Source organism: Sphingopyxis sp. (assembly GCF_035686825.1).
Lineage (GTDB): Bacteria > Pseudomonadota > Alphaproteobacteria > Sphingomonadales > Sphingomonadaceae > Sphingopyxis.
Window position 1 is genome coordinate 367,702 of sequence record NZ_DASRYZ010000003.1, and the last position, 13,143, is coordinate 380,844.

The 13,143-nt window shown below is 66.4% G+C and carries 8 protein-coding genes; all 8 read right to left on the bottom strand.

The features are described from left to right. Nucleotides 1-4 precede the first annotated feature (4 nt). The 8 genes from VFG17_RS06370 to VFG17_RS06405 all read right to left on the bottom strand — a co-directional run bounded on the left by VFG17_RS06370 (nt 5) and on the right by VFG17_RS06405 (nt 13,140). Nucleotides 5-1,837 (bottom strand): arylsulfatase, encoded by a 1,833-nt coding sequence (locus VFG17_RS06370; protein ID WP_325028616.1) that lies wholly within the window; start codon nt 1,835-1,837, stop codon nt 5-7. 360 nt (nt 1,838-2,197) lie between these two features. After that, nucleotides 2,198-2,986 (bottom strand): enoyl-CoA hydratase/isomerase family protein, encoded by a 789-nt coding sequence (locus tag VFG17_RS06375; RefSeq protein ID WP_325028617.1) that lies wholly within the window; start codon nt 2,984-2,986, stop codon nt 2,198-2,200. Continuing rightward, entirely contained in the window at nt 2,983-3,759 is a 777-nt protein-coding gene (locus VFG17_RS06380; RefSeq protein WP_325028618.1) for an SDR family NAD(P)-dependent oxidoreductase, read from the bottom strand. Before VFG17_RS06380 ends, VFG17_RS06375 begins: the two co-directional genes overlap by 4 nt. Nucleotides 3,760-3,948: 189 nt before the next feature. After that, complete coding sequence (locus VFG17_RS06385; protein ID WP_325028619.1) at nt 3,949-5,757, bottom strand: monovalent cation:proton antiporter-2 (CPA2) family protein; 1,809 nt, start codon at nt 5,755-5,757, stop codon at nt 3,949-3,951. Between the two features lie 98 nt (nt 5,758-5,855). Beyond that, nucleotides 5,856-8,186: a GH92 family glycosyl hydrolase gene (locus tag VFG17_RS06390; protein WP_325028620.1), complete on the bottom strand. Its 2,331-nt coding sequence runs from the start codon at nt 8,184-8,186 to the stop codon at nt 5,856-5,858. A 56-nt stretch (nt 8,187-8,242) separates the two neighbouring features. Beyond that, entirely contained in the window at nt 8,243-9,163 is a 921-nt protein-coding gene (locus VFG17_RS06395) for an ROK family protein (RefSeq protein WP_325028621.1), read from the bottom strand. 186 nt (nt 9,164-9,349) lie between these two features. Beyond that, nucleotides 9,350-11,686, bottom strand: a complete 2,337-nt coding sequence (locus VFG17_RS06400; RefSeq protein ID WP_325028622.1) for a GH92 family glycosyl hydrolase — start codon at nt 11,684-11,686, stop codon at nt 9,350-9,352. A 14-nt stretch (nt 11,687-11,700) separates the two neighbouring features. Beyond that, a complete protein-coding gene (locus tag VFG17_RS06405; RefSeq protein ID WP_325029088.1) occupies nt 11,701-13,140 on the bottom strand; it encodes a glycoside hydrolase family 125 protein in 1,440 nt (479 codons plus the stop codon). Nucleotides 13,141-13,143: the final 3 nt, after the last annotated feature.

Genomic DNA, 13,143 nt, shown 5'->3' on the forward strand with positions numbered 1-13,143 from the left:
GTGCCTATCCGCGCGCGCGGCGACGGCGGCGGAGCCCCCAGATCAGACCCGAGACCAGCAGGACGAATGCACCGACCCACAGGCCGAAGCGGATCAGGCGGGGCTTGCCTTGCTGTTCGAAGGCGTAGCGGTTGATCTGTTCGTCGGCGGTGTAGCCCGCCGGCATGTCGAGCACGCCGTTCGCCTTCGCATAGGCGCGATAGTCGGCCATCATCGTCTTGAAGCGGTCGGGCTCGGCGGCGGCGAGGTCGCGCGTCTCGCCGGGATCGGTCTTGAGGTTGAAAAGCCGCCACTCGCCGTCGCCGGTGGGCGGCAGGTTGCGCACCAGCTTGTAGTCGCCGCGAAACAGCGCCGCATTGCCCGACAGCTCATAGCCGAGCGGCGCGTCGCCGTGGACGCTGCCCGCGCCGCCCATCAGCATCGGGACGAGGCTGCGGCCAGTGACGGGCTCCACCGCCCTGCCCCGCCAGCGTCCGCCATGCCCCGCCACGCCGGCAAGATCGGTCAGCGTCGGCAAGATGTCGGTGACGTGCGCGAGGCCGTCGCTGATGCCGCCCGCGCGGATGTCCGCATGGCCGGGCCACGCGATAATCAGCGGGACGCGCAAGCCGCCTTCGGTCGCGCTGAACTTGTAGCCCGACAGCGGCGACGCCGCGGCGCTCGCCCAGCCGGGGCCGATCGCCGAAAAGCTGCCGGGGCGGCCGATGTTCGCGGTCGCGAGGTCATATTGCATGCCCAGAAACAACCGGTTGCGCAGGCTGCTGAACGGATTGGTCGGCTCGGCGCCATTGTCCGACAGGAAGACGAAGATCGTATTGTCGTAATCGCCGGCCGCCTTCAGATGCGCGACAAGGCGGCCGACCTCGCGGTCCATCGCGGTCGCCATGCCGGCATAGGCCTGCATCACGCGAATGGCCGCGGCGCGTTCGTCGGCGTCGAGCTTCTTCCAATCGGGCGTCGTCGGCATGGTGACCATCGGCATGCCTGCGGGCATGATGCCGAGCGCCGCCGCGCGCTTCGCCCGCGCTTCGCGGAGCGCGGTCCAGCCGCCCTGATACATCGCCGAATAGCGCGCGATGTCGCTGTCGGGCGCCTGCACCGGGATGTGATTGGCGAGAAAGTTGATCGAGGCGAGGAAGGGTTTGCCGCTTTTCCGATCGGCCTCGATATAGTCGATCATCCGCTGGACGACGAAGCGCGACGAATAATAATCTTTTGGCAAGGTCGCGGGCTTGCCGTTCTCGGTCCAGTTCGCCTTGTCGTACATGCCCTCGATCGGGCGCTGTTCGAAATTGTCCGCGCCGGCATCGGCGAGGCTGAAGGCGCGGTCGTAGCCGCGCGCGTGCGGCAGCCGCGTCGCGTCGCTGCCGAGGTGCCATTTGCCGGTGAGATAGGTGCGATAGCCCGCCGCCTTCAAAAGCTCGCCGATCGTCACGACGCGGTGGTTCATCACCGTATCGTAACCGGGTTTGCCGCGATGTTCGTCGGGGATCGTCTCGGGCATGTTGCCGAGGCCGTTCCTGTGGTTCATCACCCCCGTCTGCAGCATCGCGCGCGACGGCGAGCAGGACCCCGCGACATGGAAGTTCGAAAAGCGCATCCCCGCATAAGCGAGCGCGTCGATGTTCGGGGTCGCGAATTCGGCGCCGAAGGAGCCGACGTCCGAGAAGCCCCAGTCGTCGGCGAGCAGGATGACGATGTTCGGATGGCGCGGCGCGGGCTTGGCGAGCTGCGCCTGAACGGGAGAAGCGCCGATCAGCGCGGCGATTGCGATGATGGCAGCACACCGGGACGCGCCTATGCGACCCGGCCTAGTGGTCCTCCAGCGTACTGCCATCACTCCCACCCCCTCGGGATATGGCACTTACTATGTCAATATATTCTCAAGTCAATGGGGCGATGCAGCTTCGATTAACCTTAGGGTCCGTACTCCATTACAGCGCCGTCGAGGTTTGAAGCAAAATGGCTCAGTGCGAGGAGAGAAGGCGCAGGAATATGTCGATATTGCCAGACTTCTCGACGAAGCAATGGGCCATTTTGATCAAATCCCCCTTCTCGCTTAATTGGGGGACGCCCAAATGGCTTCCATCTCGACCCGAAAGCCGCTTGCAAGGGCGACCAGCCCTCGCGGCGCGTCTTTCGGCCCGAGCTGTTCGCCATTTGGGCGCCTCGACAGCGCTGTAATGGAGTACGGACCCTATCGCTCGCGATAGTCGGGCGCGCGTTTTTCGAGGAAGGCGGCGAGCGCCTCGCGGTGATCCTCGGTCGCCGAGAGGATCACCTGCTGCCGATCCTCGATCGCCATCGCGGCTTCGAGGCTCGGTGCGTCGATGTTGAGATTCAGCGCCTGTTTCGACAAGCGAAGGCCATAGGGCGCGGTCGCGAGCATTTCGTCGGCGAGCGCGAGACCGCGGTCGAGCAGCGCCTCCTCGTCGACGATCTCGCTGACCAGCCCGGCGCGCAGAGCGCGCTCGGCGTCGATGAAGCGGCCGGTCAGGATCATTTCGGACGCAAGGCTCGCGCCGACGAGGCGCGGCAGGAAATAGCTCGACGCCATGTCGCAGCCGCCGAGGCCGATGCGGATATAGGCGGCGTTGCAGCGGAACGACGGCGCCGCATAGCGCACGTCGGAGGCGAGCAGCAGCGACAGCCCGCCGCCGCACGCCGCGCCGTGCCCGAGCGCGACGATCGGCTGCGGGCAGGCGCGCATCTTGCGATAGATATTGCCGATGCTCGTCTGGGTGCGCAGCGTGCGCAGCACCAGTGTTTCATCGCTCGACCGGTCCTCCTGAATGTCGAGCCCGGCGCAGAAGCCGCGTCCGGCGCCGCGCAGGATGACGACGCGCACGTCGGGGCGTTCGGCAAGCCCGCCGAAATAGGCGCCCAATTCGTCGACCAGCCCCTCGTTCAGCGCATTGAGGCGCTCGGGCCGGTTGAGCGTCGCGATCTCGACCGCGCCGCGGCGTTCGACCAGCAGCTCGCTCACAGGGTCTGCCCGTCGTCGACCGTGATGACGCTGCCGGTGATGCCGAGCGCGGCGTCCGAGCAGAGCAGCAGCAGCGGCGCGTGAAGGTCGCTCGGCGGGCGCATGCGCTGGCGCGGGAAGCTCTTCACCATCGCAGCGCCGGTGTCGCTCTCGAACAGTTCGGCGGTCATTTCGGATTCGAAATAGCCCGGCTGGATCACATTGACGCTGATCCCGCGCCGCGCCCATTCGCGCGCGAGCGCCTTGCCCAGATGGCGCACCGCCGCCTTGGTCGCGCCATAGACCGAGGTTGCGGGAAAGACCTTCTCGGCCGTGATCGATCCGATCAGGACGATGCGGCCGTTCTGCTTTTCGCGGCTGCCCGCCTTGTCGAGCCGCTTCGCGCCTTCGGTCGCGGTCAGGAAGACGCCGCGGACATTGGCGGCGAGCAGGAAATCGACCTCGTCGACCGAGAGCCCCATCGCCATTTTTTCGGTCGCGACGCCGGCATTGGCGACAATCGTATCGACGGTGCCGAACGCGGCCTCGGCAGCATCATAGGCGGCCTTGGTCGACGCCTCGTCGGTGACGTCCATGCTGACCGCCACCGCCTGCCCGCCCGCCACTTCGATCGCGGCGACCTGCTCGGCGAGCTTGTCGGCGCGGCGTGCGGCGAGCACCACCTTGGCCCCCGCGGCGGCAAGCGCCTTGGCAAAGCCCGCGCCGAGCCCCGACGACGCCCCGGTCACCAGCGCGACGCGCCCCGTCAGATCGAACTTCGGTTGCTCGGCCATCATCTTCCCTTCCTTCGTTTGCTACGCATTGGTCGCGATTGACGTTAACGTCAACTGGGCAGAACCGGAGAATAAGCGTGGCAAAGGGGTTGACGGATTTATTTTGTTCTCTTAATGTTCCTCTTGTGCACAACGAACCTCATCCCCGTCGCGGCTGCCGAGCGTGGCGGGCGGGGGATAAAGGTCCGCTCAACGCCCTCCGCCGGGCTTGACGATATATTGGTCGCGGTCCTCGACCGGGACATTCCCCTGGATCAGATGTCGGCTGGCGTAGACGCCGCCGCAGATTTCGATGTCGAACCGCTCCTGATCGCGCCGCCGCGTTTCCTCCATGAGGTCGCCGATCGCTTCCTCGTCGACTTCGAGCCGGCGCAGCGCCTCTTCCGCCATTACCAGCGCCGATTCGAAAGTTTCGCGGACCATGAAATCGGCGTTGGCGTGGACCAGCTCGACCGCATGTTCGCGGTCGAAAGCGCGCGCGAGCAGAGGCGTGTGCGGAAATTCGGCTTTCACCAGCTCGACGATCTTGAGCGTCGTTTCGCGGTCGTCGGTCGCGACGATGATCATCCGCGCCTTCTGCGCGCCGGCCGCATGGAGGATGTCGAGCCGCGTGCCGTCGCCGTAATAGATCTTGAAACCGAACGCCAAGGATTCGCGGATCGCGATCGTGTCGGTGTCGATCAGCGAGATCGAGCAGCCGTTGGCGAAGAGCGGCTGGCTGACGATCTGGCCGAAGCGGCCGAAGCCGATCATCAATATGCTGGCGCTGAGGTTGTCGGCGACGTCGAGATCTTCGGCCGTGTCCTCAGCGTGCGGCATGAAGCGATCGTGGAGAATGATCATGATAGGGGTCAGCACCATCGACACGATGATGATCGCGGTCAGGATCGCATTGCTTTCGGCATCGATGATCCCGACGCTCGCGGCCGCGGCATAGAGGACGAAGGCGAATTCGCCGCCCTGCGCCATCAGCACCGCGCGCTCGACCGCCTCGGCATGGCCGCTCTTGAACAGCCGCGCGACGGCATAGATGACGATCATCTTCAGCACCATATAGGCGGTGACCGAGATCGCGATCAGCCCGGCGTTGGCGGCGACGATGTTGAGGTCGAGCGCCATGCCGACGCCGAGGAAGAAGAGGCCGAGCAGGACGCCGCGGAACGGCTCGACATCGGCTTCGAGCTGGTGACGAAAGGAGGATTCGGACAGGAGCACGCCGGCGAGAAAGGCGCCCATCGCCATCGAGAGCCCCGCGAGCTGCATCGTGAGCGCGGCGCCGAGGACGACGAGCAGCGCCGCGGCGGTCATGACCTCGCGCGCCTTCGCGCGCCCGAGCAGACGGAACATCGGGTCGAGCAGATAGCGGCCCGCGACAATCAGCCCGGTGATCGCGCCGAGGCCGATCGCGACCGCGATCAGCCGGTCGGTCATCGACACCGCCTCGCCCCCCGGCGCGAGAAAGGCGGTGAGCGCGAGCAACGGCACGATCGCCAGATCCTCGAGCAGCAGGATCGCGATGATCCGCCGCCCCTTGGGCTGACCCATCTCGCGCCGTTCGTCGAGCATCTGCATGACGATCGCGGTCGAGGTGAGGACGAAGCCGGTGCCCGCGACGAAGCTTGCCGCCACCGGATAGCCGAGCGCGAGCCCGACGCAGATCAGCAGCGCGATCGCACCGCCGACCTGTGCCGCGCCGAGCCCGAAAATCTCCCCGCGCATCGCCCACAGCCGCGACGGCTGCATCTCCAGCCCGATGATGAAGAGGAACATGACGACGCCGAGTTCGGCGACGTGGAGGATCGTCTGCGCGTCGGAGAAGAGCGCCAGCCCGAAGGGACCGATCGCGAGCCCGGCCGCGAGATAGCCGAGCACCGAGCCGAGGCCGAGCCGCTTGAACAAGGGTACCGCGACGACGGCGGCGGCGAGCAGGATGACGATCGGCAGCAGGTCGAACCCGTGCGCGGCCGCCTCGGCGGCATGTGCTGTTTCGGCGGCCATCGCCCGTCCCCTTACCTGATTTCAACTCCGTAACCCGCGCGGAAAGACGGGTTCGAATCGAGGCTTAGAGCAAGGGGCGCCAGCCTGCCAGTACCCGGTCAGGGCGCGCTGCGGGCGGTCGAGAGCGAATAGGGACGCGCCGCCGCAGTCTTGCCCCATGTGGCATCGGGCTTCGCCTGCATCGTGAAGCGGAGCGTGCCGCCGCTGCGGATTTCGGCGTCCGAAATCCAGCTGCGCGCGAGCGGCTTGCCGTTGAGCTCGACCTTGCCGACATAGGGGTTGGCGTCGGACAGCCCGACCGTCTCGACCGTGAAACGCTTGCCGCCGGGCAGATTGAGCACCGCGCGATCGACGAAGGGGCGCCCGATCACATATTGGTTCGACCCCGGCGCGACCGGGTAGAAGCCGAGGCTGGTAAAGACGAGCCACGCCGACATCTGCCCGAGGTCGTCGTTGCCCGACAGGCCGTCGGGGGTCGGCTTGTACTGGCTGTCGACGATCTGCTTCAGCCGCTCCTGCGTCCGCCACGGCGCACCGGCGTAGGCGTAGAGATAGGCGACATGATGGCTCGGCTCGTTGCCGTGGATATATTGGCCGATCAGCCCGGCGATATCCTCGGCATGGCTATAGTCGAGCTTCGAAATGTCATAGTCGAACATCGCGTCGAGCTTGGCGATCGTCTTGGCATCGCCGCCGAGGATGCGAAAGAGCGCGGCCTGATCCTGCGGGACGAACCAGCTATATTGCCAGGCATTACCCTCGGTATAGTCCGAGCCATAGTTGATCGCGGTGGGATCGAAGGGGGTGCGAAAACTGCCGTCGGCCTTGCGCGCGCGGAGCCAGCCGGTCTTCGCGTCGAAGCTGTTCCGCCAATATCCGGCGCGCTTGTAGAAGCGGTCGGCGATGTCCCCCCGGCCCATCTTCTCCGCCATGCGCGCGATGGTCCAGTCGTCATAGGCATATTCGACGGTCTTCGACGCCGCCTCGGGCTCGCGGTCGATCGCGACATAGCCGAGCTTCATATAGTCGCCGAGCCCGCCATAGGGGGCATATTCGGCGCTCGCGACCATCGCGTCCAAGGCTTCGTCGGCGTCGAAATCGCCCACGCCTTTCAGATAGGCGTCGGCGATCACCGGAACCGCGTGATAGCCGATCATCGTCCATGTCTCGCGGCCGTGGAATTGCCAGACGGGAAGGATGCCGTGCGGGCTCGCCTTGCGGCTCGCGATCAGCGATTTGACGATGTCGGTGTTGGTTTTATCGGGCGCGACAAGCGTCAGCAGCGGATGCTGCGCGCGGAACGTATCCCAGAGCGAAAAGGTCGAGCGGAAGGTGAAATCCTTCGCCGCGTGGACCTGATCGTCGGGGCCGCGGTAGCGCCCGTCGACGTCGCTCCACACGCTCGGCGCAAGCAGGCTGTGGTAGAGCGCGGTGTAGAGGTTGGTGCGCATCGGCGCGGGCGCCTCGATCTGGAGCGCGCCGAGCGCCTTGCGCCATTCGTTTTCCGTGTTCGCGCGAACGGCGTCGAAACCGGCGCCCTCGGCATCGAGGTTGGCGATCGCACCCGCCTCGTCAACGCCCGACAATGCGACGCGGACTTCGAGTGGCGCGGTCAGCGCGCCGAAATCGAGCCGCGCTTCGAGCGCCTTGCCGAGCTTTTCGGCGAGCGCGTCGGTGCCGCGGCCCGGCGCCTGAAAACCCTTGTACGCGACCTTCTCGTCGCGATCGAGGAAGGCGTGGGACTTGAGCGGCGCCGAGAAGCGCATCGCGAAATAGAGCTTGCGCCCCGGGGCCCAGCCGCGCGTTTCGCGGAAACCGGTGAGCGTGCCGTCGGGACGAAGGTGGAGGCCCGACCAGAGGATCTTGCCCGGATAATCGTAGAGCGAAGAGCGGAGGTCGAGGAGGAGATGCGCCTGCTTGCCCGCGGGGAAGCTGTAGCGGTGGACGCCGACGCGCGTGCCCGCGGTGAGTTCGGCGCGGATGCCGCTGTCGGCCAGCGTGACGGCATAATAGCCGGGGCTGGCTTTTTCGGTGTCGTGGCTGAAACGCTGGCGATAGCCCGAGCCGGGCTTGGCGGGATCGCCCGGATCGAGCTTCACCTCTCCGACCTGCGGCATGACGAGGATATCGCCGAGGTCCGAGTGGCCCGCGCCCGAGAAATGGGTGTGGCTGAACCCCTGAATCGTCGGGTCGTTGTAGCTGTAACCCGCGGCATGGTCATAGCAGTCGCGGATCTGGCACGTCGCGTCGGTGTCGGGCGACAGCTGGACCATGCCGAAGGGCGCGGTCGCGCCGGGGAAGGTATGGCCTTCGGGGCCGGTGCCGATCATCGGATCGACGAAGGCGAGCGGATCGGACGCCGGTTGCTCGGCGAAAGACTGGATCGGCAGGAGAGCGAGCAGCGCGGCGGCGGCGGTCAGGCGTTTCATGCTGCCTTTGTGCCGCGAAGGCACTGTCCTGTCCAACAGCGCGCGGCCCGCCCTGCTCACGCTGCGACCCCGACCGCGTCCATCGCGAGCGCGATGGCGCCAAGCGGACCCGCCATCGTTCCAAGCTCGGGAGCGATCACATAAGCGCCATTCCCCGGGATCTGCATATAGTCCGCGAGGCTTTTTTCGAGCTGTGCGTTGATCCGCGGGAGCAATTGTGGCTGGCCGGCGAGCACACCGCCGCCCATCGCGACGCGCATCGGCCCGGTCGTGCAGGCGAGCGCATGCACCATCGTCGCCAGCGTGTGGACGATCGGTTCCCAGATGGGGTCGTCGGGCGCCACGTCCGCCAGCGAACGGCCGTCCAGCCGCGCCTTCAGCGCGGTGCCCGAGGCGAGTCCCTCGACGCAATCGTCGTGGAAGCGGCAGACGCTGACCATATCGTCGCCGGCGAGGCGCGGCACGAGAACATGGCCGATCTCGCTGTGGCTGAAGCCGCGCGTCGGCTTGCCATGGACGACCAGCCCGACGCCGACCCCGGTGCCGACAGTCACATAGGCGAAATCTTCGAGGCCGCGCCCGCTGCCCCAGCGGATTTCGGCGAGCGCGGCGCCGTTGACGTCGGTGTCGAAACCGATCGGGACCGAAAAGGCCGATTTCAGCGGGCCGAGCAGGTCGGCGCCTTCCCAATCGGGCTTGTTCGTCGCGCCGACGCGGCCATAATCGGCCTTTGCGGGATCGACCCGGATCGGGCCGAAGGAGGCGACGCCGATGCTGCAAAAACCGGGCGACCGCGCCCAGTCGTCGAGCACCGCCTTGATCGCCGGCAGCGTTTCGGACGGCACGGTGGTCGCGATCGTTCGCTGATCGCGAATGTCGCCCGGCCCCGCCGCGAGCGTACAGATGCATTTGGTGCCGCCGAGCTCGATGCCGGCGAACAGGCGCGCTTCGCCGCGGTCTGTTACGGGACCATCCATCAACGCCACCCCTTCGCCCGATCGCTCAGGTTTTTGGAGGGGAGCGGACCGCCGCGCAAGGCCGAAGCCCGAGCTGGCGCAAATATCGTTCCGGGTCCGGCGAGCGGCAGGCTTTGGGGAGATTTCACGAGACATTCCGTTCTTATCATTTTCTTTTCGCTACCAAAAACTTGTCGCAAATTTGCGTCATGCGGGGGCAGAACCGAAGGAAGGCGGCCGGTCGGCCTTCGCGGTACCGAACTGTGACGGCTTGGCGCCCATCTCAAACACAAGCTCGCCGCCGGCGGCGAGGTCGGCGTGCGCGATCCAGTTCCTGCTCCACGGCTTGCCGTTCCAGGTGACCGACTGCACGTAAGGACGATCGGGACCATTGCCCTCGGCGCGAACGGTGAGCGTCTTGCCCGCGCCGACCGCGACCTCGGCGACGTCGAACAGCGGCGAGCCGAAGACATAGACGGCGCTGACCGGGTCGACGGGGTAGAAGCCCAATGCCGAGAGGATGAACCACGCGCTCATCTGGCCGCAATCGTCGTTGCCGATCACCCCGTCGGGGTCGTTCTTGTACATTTCACCGAGCAGCCGGCGGACCATCGCCTGCGCCTTCGCGGGCGCGCCGCAATAGGCGTACATGTAGGCGACGTGATGATTGGGCTCATTGCCATGGGCATATTGGCCGACGAGGCCCGAAATGTCGGGCGGCGCATTGTCGGGCAGGGTCGAAGGTGCGTTGAACAGCGCGTCGAGCTGTTTCTCGAACGCCGCGTCGCCGCCGAAATGATCGATCAGGCCATAGACGTCGTGCTGGTTGAGGAAAGTCGCCTGCCAGCCGTTCGCTTCGGTATAATCGCGCCATTTCTTGACGTTGTGACCGATCTGGACCGGGTCATAATCCTTCCACCAGCCGCCGTCCCTGAAGCGCGGGCGGGCGAAGCGCGTTTCGGGGTCGATGACGCCGCGGTAATTTTGCGCGCGCTTGCGCAGCGCCGCCGCGTCCTCCTTGGCGCCCACGGCGTCGGCGAGGTGCGCCATCGCCCAGTCGTCATAGGCATATTCCTGCGTCCGGCTGACCGACTCCCACACCTCGTCGCACGGGATGTAGCCGAGGTCGTAATAGAAGCCGCGGCCCAAGGTGCTGTCGATATCCTTGTAGTCGCGGTCGAAGGCGCGGCGGCGGATGTTCGGCCAGGCGGCGGCATAGTCGGCCTTGATGCCCTTGGCGTGCGCCTCGGCGAGCACCGACACGCCGTGCCATCCGATCATGCACGCGGTCTCGACCCCCTGTAGCGGCCAGACGAGCGGACCGGCGGGGCTCTGCGCGGTCTGGCGGCAGATGTCGCGCACGAGCAGCGCGGCGCGCTCGGGATCGATCAAGGTCAGCAGCGGATGAAGCGCGCGATAGGTGTCCCACAGCGAGTAGGTGCTGAACGCTTCCTCGCCCTTCGCGGCCTGATGCACCTGCCGGTCGAGCCCGACATAGCGGCCGTCGCGATCGGTGAAGAGCGTCGGCGCGAGCTGTGCGTGATAGAGGGCGCTCGTCATGATGACGCGCTGCGCCTCGGTGCCGCCCGACACGCGGATGCCGCCGAGCGCCTTGGCCCAGCTGCCGCGCGCGGCCTTGACCGCGCCGTCGAAGTCCCAGGCGGGCACTTCCTGCGCCAGCGCGTCGCGCGCGCCTTTTACGTCGACCGCCGAGAGGCCGGTCTTGATCAGGATCGGCGGGCCACCGGCATCGTCGAAGAAGAAGGCGACCTTGAGCTTGTTGCCCTTGATCGATTTCGCGCCGTCGGGCGCCGGCTTGCCATCGTCGCCGAAGAACTGCACCCGGTCGGGGCGGCGCGACATCTGCATCGCGAAATGGATGCGCCGGCCCTTCGCCCAGCGATTGACCTGCCGCCCGCCCGTGAGCATGCCGTCCTCGCCGATGTCGAGCGACGCGTTTTCGACGACGATGCCCTTGTCCCAGTCATCCTCGATCGCATGCGCGAAATCGATCAGGATATGGCCCGGCCCTTGGCCGAAGCGATAGCGATGCAGCCCGCAGCGTTCGGTGACGGTGAGTTCGGCGAGCACGCCGGTCTCGAGCTTCACGCGGTAATAGCCGGGCTCGGCATGTTCGTCCGAGTAACGCTGGCGAAAGCCCTCACCGGGCTTTTCGATCGTGCCGGGCTCGAGCTTCAACTCGCGCCGCGTCGGCACGACCAGCACGTCGAGCATGTCGCCGATGCCGGTGCCCGACAGGTGCGTGTGGCTGAACCCCATGATCGAGCCGTCTTTCTGGTGATAGCCCGAGCAGGCGTCCCAGCCATGGGTGTTCGTATCGGGGCTGAGTTGCGCCATCCCGAAGGGCAGCGACGCGCCGGGGAAGGTGTGGCCGTGCCCGCCCGTGCCGATGAAAAGATTGGCCTTGGCGACGGCAACGGCGTCGTTCCCGCCCGCGACGCGCGAGCAGCCGGCGGGGATCGCACCGCCGAGGGCGAGCAGGCCGGTGGTGGCGAGAAGCTGGCGGCGACTGGCGGTGATCATCGTCCCCTCCCCGCTCACAGCGGCCGCGCCAGCAGCGCCGGGCGCTTGTCGGCGACTTCGACGATCAACTGGCCGAACAACGCATTGGCCCAGGCGAACCAGCTGCGCGTGAAATTCTTCGGATCATCCTTGTGGAAGCTTTCGTGCATGAAGCCGGTGCCACCGTGCGTCGTCTTCAGCCAGCGCAGGCACTGGAGGATCGTCGCATCGTCGTCGGCGTTCATCGCGCGGGTGATGATCGACATCGGCCAGATCATGTCGAGGCCGATATGCGGCCCGCCGATACCCTCGGCCGCCGTGCCCTTGAAGAAATAGGGGTTGCGTTCCGACCAGGCGAGCGCCGCGGTGCGAAGAAAAAGCGGGTCCTTCTTGTCGACGACGTCGATCAGCGGCAGGCCCGACAGGCTCGGCACATTGGCGTCGTCCATGAACACCCAGTTGCCGAAGCCGTCGATCTCATAGGCCCAGACCTGACCGCCCTTGCCGTCGTCGATCAGCGCGTGCGCCTTCAGCGCCGCATCGACTTCGGCGGCGAGCGCCTCGGCATCGGTTGCCGCAGCATTGTCGCCGCGCGCTTCGCGGTGGACGGCGGCGATCTTGCGCAGCACCGACACCGCGAACAGGTTCGACGGGATCAGGAAGGGATAGAGGCAGGCGTCGTCCGACGGTCGGAACATCGAATGGATCAGCCCGATCTTCTTCGTCGGCCGGCCATAGCCGCCGAGCATCAGACTGTCCGACGGCTGGAGCGCGGGGCGCTGGAACTTGTACGGTCCGGGCCCATCCTTGCGCTGCTGTTCGCGGAAGGTTGCGACCGCAAGCTTCATCGCGCGCGACCAGGTGTCGTCGAACGGCGCCTTGTCCTTCGTGCGCGTCCAATATTCGTGGGACAGGCGCATCGCGTAGCAGAGCGAGTCGATTTCCCATTTGCGCTCGGCCACGCCGGGCTTCATCTCGGTCTTGTCGGTCTGCGACCATTCGAGCTTCGACGGCGCAGTCGGATCCTTGTCGAACGCATTGGCATAGGGATCGATCAGGATGCAGCGCGCCTGCCGCTGGATCAGCCCCTGGAACAGCCGCTTGAGCTTCGCGTCCTTGGCGACGAGGTGGATATAGGGCTGCACCTGCGCCGAACTGTCGCGCAGCCACATCGCCTCGATATCGCCGGTGATGACGAAAGTGTCGGGGCGGCCGTCGAGCGTGCCCGTCTGGACCGTGGTGTCGAGCGTGTTCGGGTAGCAATTCTCGAACAGCCAGGCGAGTTCGGGGTCAGCGATCTTCGCCTTCACCCGCGAAATCTCGGCCTCGATCGCGGGGCTGGTGAAGGCCCGCTCGGCGGGCGCTGGGCGCTTGCTGGCGAAGCTGCCGGTCGCGGCGCGCGCGGCGGCGGGCATCGCGGCGGCGAGCGCGAGCGCGCCGGCGCCGGCCATGATTTCGCGGCGGCTCTGGGTCATGTT